Raw genomic sequence first — 20,036 nt, 5'->3', positions numbered from 1 at the left:
ACAGTTCCTTCACGGCCTGGTAGTAAATGTTGAATGCGTTCCCATTGGTCGTCACGCAAACCATAACGTCTAGTCATTTAGAGCAGTCCTTAGCATATTATTCCTGTAGTTATTCTTCATAAGCATACTATACTTTTAATGTCAACCTCTTTAATTGATGACACGCCCTAGTTCTTACTGGTTTAATTGATCGTGACTGTATGGCACAGTTGAATATAATATTCAACTTAAAGGCCAAGTACGAATTATTTTAATCTTCTCGAAAACTACTACACAAATATTAGGCCAACTACCTTGTCTTTCCTATTAGTCCTATTAGGAATTGTGGTGACACAACCAGGTATAAACAAGGTAATTGTTTTCCATCACAAATTTGGTTGTAGCATATTGTGTATATATAGACTATATATATTTTACAACTTTGCTACAGTCAATGCTTTAAAAGTTGTCGCTTCCAACCTTTAAATTATGATAATTTAGTTAAAAATAGCACAAGTAAGGATTAAACATAAAACTATAATTAATTTTCTTTGATTTTAAAGTTGAAAATAGCCTTCAGCCTTCAAGATTACGGAATACTCTAAAACAATTGCAACTTAGAGTCTATTTTACCAAGCCTCCATAGCAATTTCAGTAGATAGTTTTTACTTACTGTTCATTTTATGTTTCACAAAATGCTAACCACTACATAGCTAGAAGCTATTTAAATTAATACTTGAGGTAATCTGTATAATTATTTTAATCAAAATCAAAAATCAATATGAATTTTCTCCAGAGTTAATATCTTTAGCTAGATATCTTGCTGGCGAATTTGATAATTCTACCCAGGCGATCGCAGACCCCGCATGGTATGTTCAGCTTCGACTATGGCACAGACCGGTCCCTATTACTCTGTTTCCAGAACCTAGCATTGCTTTATTTGCCGAGCAAGCAAATATTCTCAAATTAGACCAACCATATCGACCTAGAATTATGCAACTTCGACAATTATCAGATAGTCCCACATCCTCAGATAGTTCCACATCCTTACAAATTCAGTACTATTTACCAAAAGATGTGCCTTCTATTCTCGGGTCGGGGAAAAACCCAGAAATTCTTAAACAGCTTAAACCTAGCCAAATGAAGTTTTTACCTGGTTGCACTCTAGAAGTGATCAATCACAACTATGGCCAAGATAATGAATATTTTCAAGCTATTCTACCTCCTGATGCAGTTTGTGGCTTTACCTATCAAAGTCAATATTACCAAGTTTAACTAGGTTTTGAAGTTAACGCTCAAGAGTTTCTTAGTTATGACAAAGGTATAGATCCGCAAACAGGTAAAGGTACTTGGGGGGCTTTATTGGGGCTATATAAATTTATGAAAAGTCGTAGCTTTAGTTCAGAACTGATGTTATAAGTAGTGCAGTAATATTCTAATTTCTCAAAAAAGGCCACCAGTTTTTAATAATTGGCAGCCATTCAGATTATTAAGCTTAACTCTGAGTTCAACTTAAATATATATTTAACCAAATAACAAATCCATAACCACTGAATTTGCATTAATTGCAAGTAAGGTATACCATAAGGCAAAAACAACACATTCTAAACAAGTGCAATTAAAATTCTGATTGGGGATTTTGAACTGATGCCAAGCTAGAACAAATTAATGTCTGCATTTAGTCATCAACAAAAAGTCAGTTTCTACAAAAACTATGATAACTTTTACTGACACCAATTCTAGAAGATTCAGTGGATTTACCATAAAACTTTTTGTTAAACAAAATTGTCAGCCTTTAATCCAAGGAAAATTCACCAATAGTTCTAAATAATAATGGTAAATAGGACTGAAAAACCCAACATACCCTTACTAAAATAATGACAATTTATGATGACTAATTGACAATCATCTTGTCAGCTATATACTTTTACTGTATTGTGACTGGTCTTGGTAATCCCATTTCAATCTAATTTGAATTTATTAAAGAAGTACTCTGCTGGACAGTTTGTTTAGATATAAAATTGATTAAGTTCTGCTTAAACTCAACACTGTTTAAGCTCTATTCCCTTCACGGACATCACGATAATCAAGAGCTTCTTGTTCTGTTTCAAAAATCTCAAACACAGAATCCATCATGGTTACTTCAAATACCAGTTTGGCTTCTGGATGAACACTACAAATTCGGAAACTACCGTTAACTTTGTCAGCATCTCGCATGCCTGCTACCAAAGATGTAAGTCCAGAACTATCAATAAAATTAACCTGACCTAAATTGACCACTACATGACGACTTAGTTTGGAGATACATTCCTGCAACTTGAGGCGAAACTGCCAAGCTGTTGTGATATCCAAGCGTCCAGTTGGTGCTAGGACGATTACTGTTGTGCCGTCCTGAGTTGTGTGGGTTTTTTGCTCAATATGAATCACTGACCCTTCCCTCGGGATGATATAAACTATGGTGTTTGCCCATATAACTGTAGTTTAACTCAGATAAATTAATGATTTGGTTTCCAGTTAGCCCAATCATGAGGCTTTAAAAATACTTCATATAGTTCAGCTTCTGGTGTATTGGGTTCTGGACTGTAGCCATATTCCCAACGAACCAAAGGTGGCAAAGACATCAAGATTGACTCTGTACGACCATTGGTTTGCAATCCAAAAATTGTACCTCTGTCATACACTAGATTAAATTCAACATAACGGCCACGTCGGTATAGCTGAAAGTTGCGTTCCCGATCGCCATATTCCATGGGTTGCCGTCGCTCTACTATTGTTTTATATGCTGGCAAGAATGATATACCACAATTTTGTACAAATGTAAATAAGGATTCCCAATTACGAGATTCAGGAACTCCTAACTGCTGACTATAGATTGCTGCTGGTCCTTGACTATCTGGCCCTTTGTATAATTCTCCTTGACCATCTTGATAATCAAAGAAGATACCTCCTACACCTCGCATTTCTTGACGATGCTTTAAGTAAAAATACTCGTCACACCATCTTTTAAATACAGGATAATACTCTTTATGGCTTTTGTCACAGGCTGCTTTAATAGTTTGATGAAAGTGATTTGCGTCTTCTGCATAGGGATAGTAAGGTGTTAAATCTATACCTCCACCAAACCACCATACAGGTCCTGCTTCAAAATAGCGATAATTAAGATGCACTGTTGGTACATAAGGATTTTCAGGGTGCAGTACCATTGAAGTGCCGGTCGCATAAAAACCATGACCTTCGGCTTCTGGTCTTTGTGCTAGTATGCTTGGTGGTAGTTTATCTCCCCACACTTCTGAAAAGTTAACTCCTCCCTGTTCAAAAACCGCACCGTCTCTAATTACACGAGACCTTCCTCCACCACCACCTGGGCGTTCCCAACGGTCTTCTTTAAATTTGCCTATTCCATCTAGTTGCTCCAGTCCTTGACAAATTTCATCTTGTATATCCTGCATAAATTTACTGACTCGACCTTGGGTACTACCCAGTGATAGAGATAGAGGTGTTGTTTTTTGAGTTTCAGTGGAAGCTGTCATAGGTACAATATGTGTTTCAAATTGGCTAAAAATTATATGTATCTTTCCAGACTTTTTATCCTACCATGCTATCGATCGTCTAGTAAAATTTTCCTGTTTTTTCCAGTTTTTTTTGAGTAAATCAACCTATCTTGTCATCAGAAGATGTCAAATACTCAACTATAATTCTTAATTATTGAATTACTCTTGCCTATTTATTTACATCTAAACTATATGATTATGATATTGCAGACGATAAATTATTGATGGCTTAAAAAAGATTTTGTAGCTAGTTATTATTGATTCTTTTACTAATTACTAAATTTAATTTTTTATCTCATTGGCAATCATTTCTCTAGACGACCTAAATTACATTAATTCTTAGGTTAAGATTCATTACTTTTATTAAAATATCAAATTAATAATTAATTTAATTATTAGTAATTAAGTGAATAAAATATTTAACATTATCTTGCAAATAACAGATATAATGTAATAAAAATTTAATTTTTGAAGGATGTTATATGTCCACTATACCTGAGACTCAATCTATTTTAGATGTTTTACGACCAGTACAAGACCCCGAACTGCAAAAGAGTTTGGTGGAACTAAATATGATTCGCAATATTAAAGTTAAAGATGGACAAGTTGAGTTCACCTTAGTATTGACAACTCCAGCTTGTCCATTACGAGAATTTATTGTCGAAGACTGTCAAAAAGCTGTCAAGCAACTTCCCGGGGTGAAGGAAGTAATAGTAGATGTCACAGCAGAGACTCCTCAGCAGAAAACTATACCCGACCGCCAAGGTATTGATGGAGTGAAAAATATTATTGCTGTTTCTAGTGGTAAAGGTGGAGTGGGTAAAAGCACAGTAGCAGTGAATGTAGCTGTGGCATTAGCTCAAATGGGCGCTAAAGTGGGTTTGATTGATGCTGATATTTATGGCCCTAACGACCCAACGATGTTAGGTCTAGCAGATGCTAAAGTTATGGTACAAGCAGGACAGTCTGGAGAAGTCCTGGAACCAGCTTTTAATCATGGAGTAAAGTTGGTTTCTATGGCTTTTTTAATTGATAAAGATCAACCTGTAATTTGGCGTGGTCCAATGTTGAATGGAATTATCCGACAATTTTTGTACCAAGTGCAATGGGGTGATTTAGATTATTTATTGGTAGACTTGCCTCCTGGTACTGGGGATGCTCAATTAACATTAGCTCAAGCTGTTCCTATGTCTGGAGTGGTAATTGTAACAACTCCTCAAACAGTGGCATTATTAGACTCTCGCAAAGGTCTAAAAATGTTTCAGCAGTTAGGGGTTTCTGTATTAGGAATAGTTGAAAATATGAGTTATTTTGTCCCTCCAGATATGCCAGAGAAAAAGTATGACATTTTTGGTTCTGGTGGTGGAAAAAGAACAGCAGAGGAACTAGGTGTACCACTACTTGGAGGGGTTCCTTTGGAAATGCCTGTTAGAGAAGGTGGAGATAGTGGAGTTCCTATTGTAGTTGGCGCTCCTAACTCTAGTTCAGCTCAAGAGTTGAAAGCGATCGCTCAAAAAATTGCTGGTAGAGTTTCTGTTGTAGCTTTGGCATAAAATAAGATTTATAGATGCCAAAAATATTACAATGGAAAAGCCTTCATTTTCCTAAAATTGAGAAAATTTTTGATAGGAGTAGAAAACTATGATTTTACCTGGTGTAGCAGTTAAAGTTAAAAATATTAGTGATACTTATTATGGATTTCAAGGACAAGTTCAACGAGTAAGTGACGGTAAAGCTGCTGTATTATTTGAAGGTGGAAATTGGGATAAGTTAGTAACATTTAGGATCTCAGAATTAGAGTTAGTAGATGCAACGGCAGGTCGCAAGAAAAAATAATTTAGCTAGTAAATACTAGATTTTTTTCATTACTGAACAATTCAGGTTGAAAGTCTTTTATTTGCAAGAATAAATCAAGAGCAAAACAAATTATATAACTTGAAGGAGAGGTAATTATTAATTGTAGAAAAACATCAAGAATGGTATGATGTTTTGGATTAAATCTTAATTATTTACCACCTACAACCTTCTTCAATACTTTGGGATAAGTTAGTAACATTTAGACTCTCATAATTAGAGTTACAGCACTTTTCATATTGATGAATTACATCGCCACAATCAAAATCCTGTAGGGAAGTTCCATGGAATGTCACTACAGTGACCGAAATGAAAACCCCTGTAGTAGATGCAACGGCAGGTGGCAAGAAAAAATAATTGGCGTTGCTTAAATGTAATGATAATTAGACATCTACTCCACCCATAGGGAGTAGGCAGCTTTGCTGTAGGCAGTAGGGAATCCACCCCTCGCCCCTCCCCCTCCGGTGGAGGGGAAAGAATTGATAATTTATTTGGGATATAGATATTGATTTTTGATTCTTGGAGATGTCTATTAGCTGAAGGTAAAATTGAAAAACTGATGTTTTGCGCCCAAAGTTAATCTCAAAATCATTACCACTCAGCAACGCCAAATAATTTAGTTAGTAAATACTAAGTTGTTTTTCATTACTTAATAATTCAGGTTTAAAGTCTTTTATTTCCTGTGGAAATCAAGAAAAAAATTCTGTTTTCCAATTCTATAAATTTTAAGGAGAGGTAATTATTAATTGTAGAAAAACATCAAGATGAGTTTTTGGGTTAAATCTTAATCATCTACCACCTAAAACCTACAAGTTACCACCTACAACCTACCACCTTCTTATATACTTATGCGTCTTCCTTTACCCCAATTTGCTAATACAAATCGTCAGAACAATTACATAGCTGAAGTAATAGAAACAGCAACAACAGAATTTTTGGCTCAATGTTTAGAACCAGATGAGCTAGATTTTCCGATGATGCCTGCTTTTGGTACTTGGGTAAAATCGGAGGATGAACAATCAGGAAATCAGATTTATGGAGTGGTTTATTATGCAACTACCTTGCCTATTGATTCAGTACATAGAGCAAGAGCTTTAGGGATGTCTTTAGCTCAGTTACGGGAACAACAACCACAAATTTTTGCTATGTTGAAGACAGAATTTAGGGTAGCAATAGTAGGTTTTAAGTCTCAAGAAGAATTAAATGGTTCTACAGCAGAAAATGGCAGAATTTACCAATATCTTCCACCCCGTCCACCTCAAATTCATCAAGCAGTTTATTTATGTGAATCAGAAGAAATAATTAGATTTAGTGAAAAATTAGATTTTTTGCGGACTTTATTACAGTTATTTAATGCTCCTGTTGATGCTTTAGTAGCTGCTACTATTAGAGAAATTTATCAACTGAGAAAAGCCGACCGTAATTGGTTAGTTCAGGCAGGTAGAAATATGAGTGTTTTATTGAGAGATGATTATGACCGCTTAAAAATAATATTAGGGCAAATACATCCTTAAAACCTGGTTTATCCAGTAAATATTGAACTATAGCAATCCTATTTTATTTGTGTATAAAAATCTTACCGCTTTTAGGGAACAGGGAACAGGGAACAGATTGGAGTTTCAGTTTTTTTATCTACTTTTTGATTACCCGCAACTTATGCGCGGATTGCTATATTTCCAATACAAAGTTTTTGTCAGTTATAGTTAGGAGAAGTACAATTTAATCAAAGCTAGACTAAACTAAGATATTTAGTTAAGTTGACTAATCAAATTCATAACTCAAAAATGGGGTGCATCTCAATTTTGAATAAAGCCAAAAATTTATCGCTTTTAGGCAAAAGCTCCGGAAAGCAACAGGCAACAGGGAATATATAGGAAAAAAGTATTTTTGCAAATATTGAGATGCACCCCAAACATGATTATTAAACGAAAAATATTGTACATATTTTTACTTCTACTGTATCTAGTACTAGCAATTATCATAGTACCTATGGTTGTTCCCTTAAAGGAGGAATTCCAACTCAATTTTGATGAGGGGCTTCAATTAATGAGGGCTTCACTTTATATGCAAGGTTACTCACCGCAGACAGAAATTTGGAGCGATCAGCCTTTCTTTTTCCCAGCCCTGCTTTCATTATGGTTTAGTATAGTTGGAAAATCTGTTTTTTCAGCACGCCTTTTGACTGTAATTTTTTCAGCATTACTAATATGGTTTTTCTTTGAAACTATTCGTATTTCTTTAGGAATATTCCCAGCTATTATTGGAGCAATATCATTGGCTGCTTCATCAGGGTTTATCAGATTTAGTAGTGCTGTTATGATCGGAATTCCTTCATTATCTTTAGGGGTAATTTCTATCTACTTTTTATTTATTTACAAAAAGAGTCAGCAAAAATATTTATTGATTATTTCCGGTGTTCTTTTTGCATTGTCTTTAAAAATTAAATTTTTTACAGTTTTTTTAATCCCAATTATTTTACTTGTTCTATTTGATGTCAATAAAATTAATTTTGAATCAAATCAGAAGCCAAGAAGTAAATTGATGTACCCTTTACTACTTTGGATAATAAGTTTAGTTGTTATTTTCTTGATTGTTTCATTATTATTTAATGAGTTAAGCTATCAACAGCTTTTTGGTACTCATTTTGGAGAAGAAATTCAAGCTGCATTTACCATGAAAAATGGTTTTGAAAAGCTAAGTAAAGTCATCATCAATAAAGATTACGATCTATTTTCTTTAGCTATTTTCGGTATATTAGTAGTTTTTGTGAGGCATAGATGGGAAGGTATATTTCCAGTTGCATGGCTAGGAACAGGAACATTGCTTCTTTTAAATCATAGACCAGTATGGCCACATCATTATTGTCTCATTGCTATTCCTATGGCTTGGTTGACCGCTTATGCATCTGTTCCATTCTTTGACCTTTTTCAGCAACGAGAATTTAGATTAGGAAATTATTTTTGGGCAAGTATTTCATTGATTTTAATGATATTTGCATTATTAACATTAAAACCTAAAGTTTCAAAAGATATTCCTAGTCTTCAAAAAAACTATGAACCACAATTTGCAGTTATAAATCGTCTAATAAAGCATAAAAATTCAACAAAATGGCTATTTACAGATGTTCCAATTTATGGTTTTTATGCAGATTTACTTGTTCCTCCAGAAATTGCGGTGTTCTCTACTAAGCGCATAAAGACAGGCCAACTGACTCAAGATGAAGTATATGAATTACTTGTAAAATATCGCCCTGAACAAATTTTAATCGGTAGATTTAAGGGTTTTATATATACATCTAGTGATGTTGACTCATATATAAACAAATTCTATTCAAAAAGCAATGATATTTCTGCTGTCGATCACTATATTTTAAAGTCTTTAAAATAACCTATTTTTTGGACATTGCTGAATGGTAATGATTTTTAAATTAAGTATCAATGCAAAACATAAGTTTTTCAATTTTACCTTCAGTTACTTACCATTACATTTCAGCAACGCCCTTTTTTGAAAGTTGTATGATCTTGGTCAATCAACAAATTTGCCAAGCAACCATTAAGTTTTTTCAGATTGGTATATTAGTAGTATTAGTAATAATTTATATGATAAGCTAGAAAAGTTGTCTAAAATCGCACATCTGGGTAGTCGGGTGTTCTACAGATTAAGAATCTATGAGAATGCACCTGGATGGAGGATTAAACCCGAATAGGAGATTATAATTATGCCAGTTGTTAGTTTGGCTCAATTGTTAGAGTCAGGAGTCCACTTTGGGCATCAGACCCGTCGCTGGAATCCAAGAATGTCCCAGTATATTTTTACAGAGCGTAACGGCGTTCATATTATTGACCTTGTTCAAACAGCTCAATTAATGGAAGAAGCTTACGACTATATTAGAACTGCCTCTGAACAAGGAAAAAAATTCTTATTTGTTGGTACAAAGCGTCAAGCTGCTGGTATTATCGCTCAAGAGGCTAGTAGATGTGGAGCTTATTATATTAACCAACGTTGGTTAGGTGGGATGCTCACTAACTGGACTACTATTAAAACTCGGGTAGAAAGACTCAAAGACCTAGAGCGTCGTGAAGCAAATGGGGCACTAGATTTACTCCCGAAAAAAGAAGCTTCGGTTCTCCGTCGTGAAATGGCTAAGTTACAAAAATATCTGGGGGGTATTAAAAATATGCGTCGCTTGCCAGATGGAGTTGTCATGGTAGACCAGCGACGAGAGTATAATGCTGTTCAAGAATGTCAGAAGTTGGATATTCCTATAGTTTCTTTGTTGGATACAAATTGTGACCCGACTCAGGTTGATATTCCAATTCCAGCTAATGATGATGCTATCCGCTCAATCAAACTTATAGTAGGTAAGTTGGCTGATGCTATCTATGAAGGTCGTCATGGTCAACTAGAAACACTGGATCAAGAAGATTATGATAGCTATGAAGAATATGAAGAAGATTATGATTATGATGGAGCGGAAGAAGAATTTAATGTAAGTGATGATCAGGAAGAGTCATCAGCAGAAAATAATGAAGAAGAATAAAAAATTCTAGGTAAGCATTCAGCCGTCAGTTATTAGCTATCAGCTATTAATTTTGAGTATGCGTAAAAGCAACCTTTAAAATTGAAAAATAATACAAAGTTACTGCCATGGGTTCCAGGACAAAAACCTTAGAAGTAATGAATATAGTCATTTTAAATAAGAATGAAATACTTTTTCGGCGGAAACCCTTTCACCGCAAAAAATACTTCTCTTAATCTAAACTAAAATGACTATAATTACGAATTGCTGATAGCTGACTGCTGATAGCTGAATGCTTTAATATTATTGAGTAGTTGAGGTGGGGTTTTTAGGGATAAAATACAACGTAAATTATTTCTAAAAAGCCTACTTTAAATTAAGGCACTAAAGTAGGATTAATTCCTAAATATTAAAATTGTAGTCAAGTTAAATTGAGGAATAAAAAATATGCCAGAAATATCTGCAAAGTTAGTTCAAGAATTGCGTAAAGCAACAGGCGCAGGCATGATGGACTGCAAAAAAGCTCTCGAGCAAAATAATGGCGATATTACTAAGGCTACAGAATGGCTAAGACAAAAAGGTATTGCTTCTGCAGGAAAACTTGAGGGTAAAGTAGCAGCAGAAGGACTGGTTGAAAGTTATATTCATACAGGTAGCAGAATTGGCGTTTTAGTAGAAGTAAATTGTCAGACAGATTTTGTTGCCCGGAATGAAGCATTCAAACATTTAGTGAAAAGTATTGCTATGCAAATAGCAGCTTGTCCACAGGTAGAATATATTTCAGTAGATGAGATTCCTACGGAATTTGTGGAGAGTGAAAAATCTATAGAAATGGGTAGAGAAGACCTTAGTAAAAAGCCGGAAAATATTAGGGAAAGAATAGTTCAGGGAAGAATAGAAAAGCGACTCAAAGAATTAACATTAATGGATCAACCTTATATTAAAGACCAAAATGTCACAGTGGCAGAGTTGGTTAAGGAAACTAGCGCTCAGTTAGGTGAAAAAGTACAAGTACGTCGTTTTACACGATTTGTTTTGGGAGAGGGTATTGAGAAAAAAGAGGAGAATTTTGCTGAAGAAGTAGCAGCACAAATGGCAAAGGAATAATTGATAAATAATCATAATTAAAAATTAAGAATAGCGTAAGCATTTCCTGTGGAATGCTGCGCAAACAGCTATTAGCTTTCAAGAGGGGGTTTAAATGAACATAGAATTTAAAGTCAGCTTTTATAGTAAAATTTACCCTGCCTCAATTAGTAAAGCTTTTATCTAAAACACGCAAGCAATAGCTGTTTGCGTAGCATCCCGTAGAGAAATGCTGATAGCTGACGGCTGAATGCTTACAAAATAGCAGAGATAATCTGTTTATTTTTAATTTTTAATTGTTGATAGATAGAAAATAATTCACTATGGTGGGAGCAGCAAGGCAAGTAGAGGAAAAATTGAAAGAAATAGAAGTAGCGATCGCTGAAATTGCCAAAGAATTTTATGGTACTTATGAAGGTTATTTCAAAGTATTAGGTCAAGGGATAGGCCAACAATTAATTTTTGCTAGTTATCATATATGTACTCAAGGATATCCAGAAGCTTTTCTTAATTTATCATTTCCTCAGCGACAAAAAATGCAGTCAGAGTTGCGAGAAATAGCAAAATTACCAGTTAGAGAATTAGAAGAATTATTAGAACAAAATCCAGAAGAACAGCAAAATTTAGATGGGACTTCAGCACCAGAATTAATGATAAGTCTTTTGAGTGAAGAAGATGGGGAGCAGCAAGAAGTAACATCCCCACTAAAAGACCAAAAGACAAACATAGAATTTGATTCTGCTGTATTATTTCCAACTCAAACATCTGATAATAAAGAGCAAAAATTGGCAGATCGGATAGAAGAAAATTTGAATAAAATTGAAACAGAAGAAATAGAAAATTCCCCAGAAAATATTATTGATAAATTAGATAATTTAGATACATTAATATCTTGGCAAGAGAATATAGAAAGGCAAATACCTGAAATCCTCAAAAAAATTTCTCATCAGGCAAATTGCATCCTTAAAAATGCAGAAATACTACCGAAAAAAATACCGAAAAAAGTTTTAGAAGCTGCGACAAAAATGGAATCAGGTGATACTCCTTTAGGTGGAAAACCTAATTTATTAAATTTATTAATTGAAGCAGAAGATCCAGAAGAAGAAAAAAATTCTAGAGTTACTAAAGTTATAGCAGTAAATCTCAGATTATCTGAAATAGAATTTACTGATATTAATATTACTGCCTGGCGTAATAAAATTCGTAACCTTGATCGAAGACTTAACCAATTGCAGCGAGAATATCGTAAAAAGCAACGTGAACGAGCTGTAATAGAGGCAGAGTCAGCATGGCGTTCTAGTTGGTATGAAGAATAATTGGTGTTGCTCAAGCATGTGTATGATATTAATCTTAATTACTTAGGAGTCAACCCACCCCTAACCCCTCCCAGGAGGGGAAGAACCAAGTCAGGAGGGAAGAAAGAAGAAGTAAAGAGGAGTAGAAGGACGAAGGTTTTTTGGTCATTTCAGTGGAACGGAGTTCTATAAATAATTTTTTTTCTTTTTTATCCTTGATTTAATTAAGCTTTAAACCTTAGTTATTCGATAAAATTTGTGGTAAATATAGCAGTCGCTATTACTGTATTTGACATATCAAAAGCTTAAAATTCAGACAATGCAATATTTTTCTTTTCTAGATAACTAATCGCCTAGATAAGTAATTTCTGCTATACATTAAGATTATATGGGCTAAAAATTTTCACACTAAAGTAATTCGAGGACAGAATTTATGCTAATTATTATTGATTAATTATACAAAAAGGTAATTGGAAAATCATGCCTAAAAGGAGTTTTTTCTTAATTTTTTCTTGCTTATTCATTAATTTGGTAGATATAGCAATGAGCGCTGGTATATTTACAAATTGCAGGAGAGGCCAAATAGCTAAAAGTCTTATATTATAAGCAATTTATTCCCCCTGTTGCCTGTTGCCTGTTGCCTGTTGCCTGCGCACAGCGCTATAACTAATTTTATGTGAGGTGGCAGAGAATTAGTTATTAGGTGTTATACCATTTTGAAAAAAGAATGTTACGAATAATAAGCATGATTAAAAGACTTTAAAGGAGATGTCCCTTGGAGAAAAAAGAGAATTTCCTAGGTCAAAAATGGTATTGAAGCCATTCCCATACGACTTCTGACTCCTGACTTCCCCTCCTGGGAGGGGTTAGGGGTGGGTTGACTCCTAAGAAATATCCTAGCTATTTGTAGCAAAAGTTTATCATCCTTGGTATTAAATATTAGACATCTCCAATAATAAAAAACCAAATTAATTATCATAGATAAATCATCAATTCTTTCCCCCCTACTCTCTACTCCCTACTCCCTCTTTTCCGGAGATGTCTATTGGTTGTTATACGAATTTTATGTGAAATGGCACAGAATTATGAAATTTATTAACTTGTCTATCTCAATCTACAGTCAACTCTGATTAAAATATTATTCTACAGCGTATTTCATATTAGTAAGGTACACCAGTCGCGGGCAAGATGCTCACACGACAAACACTTGACCATTCTTATGTGTACCTCATTTATCTGCAATCTGCTGTATATATTATAGGTAGATAAATGGATTTCTTCAAAGAAAGCAAAATAAAAGAAGTCAAAAAACTGAATGCTGATATTTATTTAAGTGTGAATTTCTATAAATGAGCGACTAAGAAAATATTATAGAAACAATATGCTATGAATAACGAAAGAGAAAATATCGACTGGGAAAGACTACAAAAAGCTTTGTCAGTAGAAGTACAATATGGATTTCAAAATATCCAGGGAAAACAATATATATTTAATGAATAAATTCATTAAATATATAAATGGATTTCCTCAAAGAAAGCAAAATAAAAGAAGTCAAAAAACTGAATGCTGATATTTATTTAAGTGTGAATTTCTATAAATGAGCGACTAAGAAAATATTACAGAAATAATATGTCATGAATAATGAAAGAGAAAATATAGACTGGGAAAGACTACAAAAAGCTTTGTCAGTAGAAGTACAATATGGATTTCAAAATATCCAGGGAAAACAATATATATTTAATGACTTTTTAAGTATCAGTTTGAGCAAGTCACCAATAATATTAAAAGGTTATCAAAATCAATTTCAGGAGATATCTAATCAATTTGTCAGCTATCCAGAAATGACCAGAGAAGAGCGACAAAAATTACTAGAAACAACTAAATATTTTTTACAAAAAATGCAATATATTTCTGAAGGTGTAAAACCAGAAGAAACAATAAAAAAAGAGAGAGTTAAATCAGAAAAAAAAAGTCAAAAAACACTAAAAAGCAACTCCGTTACTTCTCAAAAATACAGCGATAAACTTGATGTAGAACAACCATTAACAGAAGTCAAAGATATTAGCAAAAGAAACAGCGATCGCCTAGCGACATTAGGATTATATACAGTTAGAGAATTACTTTATTATTACCCAAGAGACCATATAGATTATGCTCGTCAAGTACATATTCGCGACCTAGAACCTGGAGAAACTGTCACAATAATTGGCAAAGTTAAACGATTTAACTGTTTTTCTAGCCCGAAAAATAAGAAATTAACCATTCTTGAACTTACTCTCACAGATGCTACAGGTCAAATCAAAATAAGTCGCTTTTTTGCCGGACCTAGATTTAGTAATAAAGGTTGGCAAATGCAGCAGAAAAAAATCTATCCAGTCGGTGCAACAGTAGCTGCTTCAGGTTTAGTTAAAGAAAACAAATATGGAAAAAATTTAGATAACCCAGAAATAGAAGTTCTTGATAGTGAAGGGGGTAAAATTGAATCAATGAAAGTTGGTCGTTTAGTACCAGTTTATCCCTTAACAGATGGAGTAGGAGCAGATGTTGTTAGAAGAGCAATATTTACAGTTTTACCAACAGCAGAACAATTATCAGATACATTGCCTGAAGCATTACTAAATCAATATCAATTAATAGATTTAAAAAATGCGATTAAAAATATTCACTTTCCTATAGATCGAGATTGTTTAGCAGCAGCTCGTCGTCGCTTAGTTTTTGATGAATTTTTCTACCTACAATTAGGATTATTGAAACGTCGGCAACTACAAAAAAAAGTAGAAACAGGAATAGCTTTACCAACTACAGGAAAATTAATCGAGCAATTCTATAAATTACTTCCATTTGCATTAACTAATGCTCAAAAAAGAGTAGTTAATGAAATACTCAATGACCTACAAAAACCTGAATCAATGAAAAGATTAGTACAAGGAGATGTAGGAGCAGGAAAAACTGTAGTAGCAGTTGTGGCGATGTTAGCAGCAATTCAAGCAGGTTATCAAGCTGCTTTAATGGCACCAACAGAAGTATTAGCAGAACAACATTATAAAAAATTAGTTGCTTGGTTTAATCTTTTACATTTGCCAGTTGAACTATTAACTGGTTCGACAAAGGTAGCAAAACGTCGAGAAATTCACTCTCAACTTGAGACTGGAGAATTACCAGTATTAGTAGGCACTCATGCTCTAATTCAAGAAGCAGTAAATTTTCACAAATTAGGTTTAGTAGTAATAGATGAACAACATAGATTTGGAGTTCAACAAAGAGCAAAATTGCAACAAAAAGGAGAATCTCCCCACTTTTTGGCAATGACAGCTACCCCCATTCCCAGAACTTTAGCTTTGACATTACATGGAGATTTAGATGTTAGTCAAATAGACGAATTGCCTCCAGGAAGACAACCAATTCAAACAACTACTTTAACTGGAAGACAACGTAAAAAAGCTTACGATTTAATGCGCCGAGAAATAGTTCAAGGCAGACAAGTTTATGTTGTTTTACCCTTAGTTGAAGAGTCAGAAAAATTGGATGTAAAATCCGCAGTTGAAGAACATCAAAAACTAGCTGAAAAATTTTTCCCAGAATTTCAAATAGGTTTACTTCATGGCAGAATGACAAGTGTAGAAAAAGACCAAACAATTAGTGCATTTCGGGATAATCAAACTCAGATTTTAGTATCTACAACTGTGGTGGAAGTGGGGGTGGATGTACCGAATGCTACGGTAATGTTGATTGAAAATGCAGAAAGGTTTGGTTTATCTCAGTTACATCAGTTGCGGGGGCGAGTGGGTCGTGGTGTCCATCGCTCTTATTGTTTGTTGATGAGGGGTGCGGGTTCTACTGATGCTGTGGAACGTTTGAAAGTGTTGGAGCAGTCTCAGGATGGATTTTTTATTGCGGAGATGGATATGCGTTTGCGGGGACCTGGTCAGGTGTTGGGGACAAAGCAGTCTGGGTTGCCGGATTTTGCTTTGGCGAGTTTGGTTGAAGACCAGGAGGTTTTGGAATTGGCGCGAGGTGCTGCTTTTCGGGTGATGGAGAAGGATGAAAGTTTGAATAGTTGGCCTTTGTTGAGGAGGGAGTTGGAATGGCGGTATCAGAAGATAATGGGAGGGTCGATTTTAAATTAGGAGTCAGGAGTTGGGGAGATAGGGAGTGGGGGAGTAGGGAAGATAGACAAATCAAGGGGAACTAATTATTAATTCAAAATCAAAAATAAATTCATCACTATTATTTCATACGCAATAGTAAAGTCTCAAAAGTCTGGAAATAGTTAACTAGGAGCAACCTACTCTTCCTTCTCTAGATATGGAGCGATCGCTCTAGACAAACAAACAGGAAATAATTAATTAGGGTTTGCGTATGGAAAGTCTGTTGGCAGGGGTAGGAGACAGGAGACAGGAGACAGGAGACAGGAGAAATGGGGAATGAGCGAGGAGGCAGTAGGAAGAATTATCCCTTGATTTTTCTGCCATAATCATCCCAAAATACTAGCTTTTTGAGCTTTTTAGACCGAAAAACTTGCACTTTTTAAAGGCAAAAAAAGGCTGAAACCAATATCAGTCAATGCTTTGATATTTAATCAGCAAGCCCTAATTAATTCAAAATCAAAAATAAATTCATCACTATTATTTCATACGCAATAGTAAAGTCTCAAAAGTCTGGAAATAGTTAACTAAGAACAACCTACTTTTCCTTCTCCAGATGTTGTAGCGCTCCAGACAAATCAACAGGAACTAATTATTAATTCAAAATCAAAAATAAATTCATCACTATTTTTCTATCACGCAATAGTAGAATCTCAAAAGTTTGGAAAGACTCAGCTCAGACCAACCTACTTTTCCTTCTCCAGATGTTGTAGCGCTCCAGACAAACAAACAGGAATTAATTATTAATTCAAAATCAAAAATAAATTCATCACTATTTTTTCATACGCAATAGTAAAGTCTCAAAAGTCTGGAAATAGTTAACTAGGAGCAACCTACTCTTCCTTCTCTAGATATGGAGCGATCGCTCCAGACAAACAAACAGGAAATAATTAATTAATTCCAAATCAAAAATAAATTCATCACTATTATTTCATACGCAATAGTAAAGTCTCAAAAGTCTGGAAATAGTTAACTAGGAGCAACCTACTCTTCCTTCTCCAGATGTTGAGCGATCGCTCCAGACAAACAAACAGGAACTAATTTTCAATTCAAAATCAAAAATAAATTCATCACTATTTTTTCATACGCAATAGTAAAGTCTCAAAAGTCTGGAAAGACTAAGCTCAAAGCAACCTACTTTTCCTTCTCTAGATATGGAGCGATCGCTCTAGACAGACAAACAGAAACTAATTATTAATTCAAAATCAAAAATTTATTCATAACTATTTTTTCATACGCAATAGTAGAATCTCAAAAGTCTGGAAATAGTTAACTAGGAGCAACCTACTCTTCCTTCTCCAGATGTTGAGCGATCGCTCTAGACAGACAAACAGAAACTAATTATTAATTCAAAATCAAAAATTTATTCATAACTATTTTTTCATACGCAATAGTAGAATCTCAAAAGTCTAGAAAGACTCAACTCAAAGCAACCTACTTTCCCTTCTCTAGATATGGAGCGATCGCTCCAGACAAATCAAAACAGAGAAATAGGCTGTAATTTAAAGATTTATAGATGATAGGAAATTTATTTTGCGACTACTTGTATAACCAACTAAATAAATCTGCAATAGATAATTGCCAATCTGTTAATAAATTGAGAACTGGTAAATTATCAGAATTATACCTAATTTCTGGTTGTTGGTTAGGTTGAAAAATCACTACAGATTCATCTTCAGAATCTATTAACCAACCTAACTGAGTACCATTATTGAGACAGAAAAGAATTTTATTAATTAATTGATTAGAACTTTGGTCTGGCGAGAGAATTTCTATTACCCAATCTGGTGCTATTTCAAATCTATTTTCAATTCTACCATTTGCTTTTGTGGGAATACGTTGCCATGCAAAAACTGAAATATCTGGAACTATGGAACGTCCGTTAAAAGTACATCTTAATTCTGGGAATGCCATTACTAACTTTTGTGGTTCACCTGCTTGATTAATAGCTGACGATAGACAAATTTGAATTCTACTATGTTCTCCTTGTGGCATTGGTTTTTGATAAATTTGATTGTTAAAATATTCACTTGCTGGTTTTGTTTCTGGCAATTGTAAAAACTCTTCGAGAGTAACTTGTTGGGGTGAATTAACAGTAGTTAACATAATTATTTTGCCTCAATTTAAGCTTAACTATTTAAGGAAGAGGGAAGAGGGAAGAAGTAATAAGGGGTAAATATTGAAAAAAAGGGGTAGACGATAGAAATAACTATCTAAAATGAACTATAGTCGCTATTTTTTTTAGCATATCCGATCGATATCTACCTTTTTGTAGTATTCTTTTTTTAAATTGGTATAATTCACTAGAAAATAAAAGACGAATACCTATAATAGCGAATCCAATTTTAGCGATAATTATTACTATATTTGTGCTCAAGTCTCATTCTTGAACACGAGCTTGTTTCAACATATTAATAAGAGTATGATGAGCATCTTCAGCATCCTTTAAAGTATGGTCAAATTCAATCCTTATCGGTAAACTTTCCCCACTAAATTCAGCAGTTAAGTTCATACCTTGAGCATCAATAGAAAGCATCTTTGCTGCTGTAGCATTGGCAGAACTACCAAATTTTTGAGCATAAAGAAGTACAGCATCTGCATGGTCTTCATTCATATGGGAACAAATGCGAGCACTAATTTCTGAAGTAAATGAATTAGTCATATTTTCAAATCTTTTTATGAGTATTATTTTTAAATATAAAACAAGCTCAAAAACTTAATCTAAAAAAACTAGGTAAGAGAACTATAGATTGAGCTATAAACATCTAGAAAAATCTTAATATCAACCATATTCCCAGATGAAAGTAAAATGCATAAGGTACGAAAAATTAGGATTTGAGATTGCTTTCCGTTCCGGACTGCTACGCAAACCCTGTCGGTTGCAATGATGGAGATACATTGTACTGCATAAGTCCTAATAATTTTATTCTAACTTCTGAGTGCTTAGTTAATTTTCTGCCTCCTGTCTCATGTATTTTGACTTATGTTTCATGACTCCTATCTTCGATATTCATCACCACAGTCACCAATAATTTTAAACAAATTCCGTGACTCCCTACTTAAATTATCAATTTGCTGATAATCTTCTACATCTAAATTGAAATGAAACACCCGAGAATTATCTTGCAAATTTTCTGAAATACTCAGCGTTGCTCCGACAATAGCACCTGCCACAGAAGGCTGTTCTAAAATATAGCGAACTGCCACATTTGAAATACTAACTTTGTGTTTATCAGCAATTTTTTTTAGCAGATTTAATAATTTTTGAAATAAACTCCAACCACCCCAAGTATCAACCATCTTTTTATACTTTTTCAAACTAACAGTATTGAGGTCTTTTGGATGAGGTTCTGAAGAATCTAAATACTAAATATTTTTCTGAGAGCAAACCACCGCATAATGTACCATAAGCCAAAAGCTGAATATTATGCTCTTGGCAAAACTGTACCATTTCTATTAAAGGACGACGATCTACTAGAGAAAATTGAACTTGATTAGAGACTATCTTAATTCCACTTTCAATAATAATTTTCAAATATTCAGTATCAAAATTAGTTAAAGCCAAATGCTTAATTTTTCCCTCCGACTGAAGCTCCGACATATAATT

General features: G+C 34.2%; 14 protein-coding genes and 1 pseudogene. 9 read left to right on the top strand and 6 right to left on the bottom strand.

Going from position 1 to position 20,036, the window contains the following annotated elements:
* The first annotated feature begins 711 nt into the window (after positions 1-711).
* A pseudogene (locus tag F6K27_RS17840) lies at positions 712-1,398 on the top strand (chromophore lyase CpcT/CpeT).
* A gap of 633 nt (positions 1,399-2,031) precedes the next feature.
* Here F6K27_RS17840 and F6K27_RS17835 read toward each other — a convergent pair.
* Together F6K27_RS17835 and hemF are read right to left on the bottom strand one after the other, a co-directional pair.
* The gene (locus F6K27_RS17835; protein WP_287277703.1) at positions 2,032-2,406 is read right to left on the bottom strand and encodes an STAS domain-containing protein; all 375 of its coding nucleotides are present in this window, start codon (positions 2,404-2,406) and stop codon (positions 2,032-2,034) included.
* A gap of 68 nt (positions 2,407-2,474) precedes the next feature.
* A complete protein-coding gene (gene hemF / locus F6K27_RS17830; RefSeq protein ID WP_287277701.1) occupies positions 2,475-3,509 on the bottom strand; it encodes an oxygen-dependent coproporphyrinogen oxidase in 1,035 nt (344 codons plus the stop codon).
* 503 nt (positions 3,510-4,012) lie between these two features.
* Here hemF and F6K27_RS17825 point away from each other — a divergent pair.
* The 8 genes from F6K27_RS17825 (at position 4,013) to recG (ending at position 16,411) form a co-directional block, all read left to right on the top strand.
* Positions 4,013-5,083, top strand: a complete 1,071-nt coding sequence (locus F6K27_RS17825; protein ID WP_287277699.1) for an Mrp/NBP35 family ATP-binding protein — start codon at positions 4,013-4,015, stop codon at positions 5,081-5,083.
* An 88-nt stretch (positions 5,084-5,171) separates the two neighbouring features.
* Positions 5,172-5,366 (top strand): NAD(P)H dehydrogenase subunit NdhS, encoded by a 195-nt coding sequence (locus F6K27_RS17820; protein ID WP_287277697.1) that lies wholly within the window; start codon positions 5,172-5,174, stop codon positions 5,364-5,366.
* 866 nt (positions 5,367-6,232) lie between these two features.
* Positions 6,233-6,898, top strand: a complete 666-nt coding sequence (locus F6K27_RS17815; RefSeq protein WP_287277695.1) for an HAS-barrel domain-containing protein — start codon at positions 6,233-6,235, stop codon at positions 6,896-6,898.
* Positions 6,899-7,373: 475 nt separating this feature from the next.
* Positions 7,374-8,771 (top strand): glycosyltransferase family 39 protein, encoded by a 1,398-nt coding sequence (locus tag F6K27_RS17810; RefSeq protein WP_287277694.1) that lies wholly within the window; start codon positions 7,374-7,376, stop codon positions 8,769-8,771.
* 331 nt (positions 8,772-9,102) lie between these two features.
* Complete coding sequence (gene rpsB / locus F6K27_RS17805; protein WP_124145725.1) at positions 9,103-9,924, top strand: 30S ribosomal protein S2; 822 nt, start codon at positions 9,103-9,105, stop codon at positions 9,922-9,924.
* A gap of 426 nt (positions 9,925-10,350) precedes the next feature.
* Positions 10,351-11,010, top strand: coding sequence for a translation elongation factor Ts (gene tsf, locus F6K27_RS17800; protein WP_287277692.1), 660 nt, complete (start codon positions 10,351-10,353; stop codon positions 11,008-11,010).
* A gap of 302 nt (positions 11,011-11,312) precedes the next feature.
* Complete coding sequence (locus F6K27_RS17795; protein ID WP_124154312.1) at positions 11,313-12,305, top strand: hypothetical protein; 993 nt, start codon at positions 11,313-11,315, stop codon at positions 12,303-12,305.
* 1,613 nt (positions 12,306-13,918) lie between these two features.
* Entirely contained in the window at positions 13,919-16,411 is a 2,493-nt protein-coding gene (recG, locus tag F6K27_RS17790; protein WP_287277690.1) for an ATP-dependent DNA helicase RecG, read from the top strand.
* Between the two features lie 1,557 nt (positions 16,412-17,968).
* Here the strand turns inward: recG and F6K27_RS17785 are convergent.
* The 4 genes from F6K27_RS17785 to F6K27_RS34365 form a co-directional block, all read right to left on the bottom strand.
* Positions 17,969-18,535: a Uma2 family endonuclease gene (locus tag F6K27_RS17785; RefSeq protein ID WP_192901147.1), complete on the bottom strand. Its 567-nt coding sequence runs from the start codon at positions 18,533-18,535 to the stop codon at positions 17,969-17,971.
* 274 nt (positions 18,536-18,809) lie between these two features.
* Complete coding sequence (locus F6K27_RS17780) at positions 18,810-19,091, bottom strand: DUF2470 domain-containing protein (RefSeq protein WP_287277688.1); 282 nt, start codon at positions 19,089-19,091, stop codon at positions 18,810-18,812.
* Between the two features lie 335 nt (positions 19,092-19,426).
* Complete coding sequence (locus F6K27_RS34370) at positions 19,427-19,729, bottom strand: aldo/keto reductase (protein WP_375339692.1); 303 nt, start codon at positions 19,727-19,729, stop codon at positions 19,427-19,429.
* 19 nt (positions 19,730-19,748) lie between these two features.
* Positions 19,749-20,030, bottom strand: a complete 282-nt coding sequence (locus F6K27_RS34365) for an aldo/keto reductase (protein WP_375339691.1) — start codon at positions 20,028-20,030, stop codon at positions 19,749-19,751.
* Between the last annotated feature and the right edge of the window lie 6 nt (positions 20,031-20,036).

The organism is Okeania sp. SIO2F5, assembly GCF_010692685.1.
Taxonomy (GTDB): Bacteria; Cyanobacteriota; Cyanobacteriia; order Cyanobacteriales; family Microcoleaceae; genus Okeania; species Okeania hirsuta.
The sequence above is the reverse complement of the archived record's forward strand: the minus strand, read 5'-3'. Positions and strand labels throughout refer to the sequence as shown.

Coding starts and splice junctions, on each gene's coding strand:
- hemF (WP_287277701.1), bottom strand. CDS start 3,509: ATGACAGCTTCCACTGAAACTCAAAAAACAACACCTCTATCTCTATCA.
- F6K27_RS17825 (WP_287277699.1), top strand. CDS start 4,013: ATGTCCACTATACCTGAGACTCAATCTATTTTAGATGTTTTACGACCA.
- F6K27_RS17820 (WP_287277697.1), top strand. CDS start 5,172: ATGATTTTACCTGGTGTAGCAGTTAAAGTTAAAAATATTAGTGATACT.
- F6K27_RS17815 (WP_287277695.1), top strand. CDS start 6,233: ATGCGTCTTCCTTTACCCCAATTTGCTAATACAAATCGTCAGAACAAT.
- F6K27_RS17810 (WP_287277694.1), top strand. CDS start 7,374: ATGGTTGTTCCCTTAAAGGAGGAATTCCAACTCAATTTTGATGAGGGG.
- rpsB (WP_124145725.1), top strand. CDS start 9,103: ATGCCAGTTGTTAGTTTGGCTCAATTGTTAGAGTCAGGAGTCCACTTT.
- tsf (WP_287277692.1), top strand. CDS start 10,351: ATGCCAGAAATATCTGCAAAGTTAGTTCAAGAATTGCGTAAAGCAACA.
- F6K27_RS17795 (WP_124154312.1), top strand. CDS start 11,313: ATGGTGGGAGCAGCAAGGCAAGTAGAGGAAAAATTGAAAGAAATAGAA.
- recG (WP_287277690.1), top strand. CDS start 13,919: ATGAATAATGAAAGAGAAAATATAGACTGGGAAAGACTACAAAAAGCT.
- F6K27_RS17785 (WP_192901147.1), bottom strand. CDS start 18,535: ATGTTAACTACTGTTAATTCACCCCAACAAGTTACTCTCGAAGAGTTT.
- F6K27_RS17780 (WP_287277688.1), bottom strand. CDS start 19,091: ATGACTAATTCATTTACTTCAGAAATTAGTGCTCGCATTTGTTCCCAT.
- F6K27_RS34370 (WP_375339692.1), bottom strand. CDS start 19,729: ATGGTTGATACTTGGGGTGGTTGGAGTTTATTTCAAAAATTATTAAAT.
- F6K27_RS34365 (WP_375339691.1), bottom strand. CDS start 20,030: ATGTCGGAGCTTCAGTCGGAGGGAAAAATTAAGCATTTGGCTTTAACT.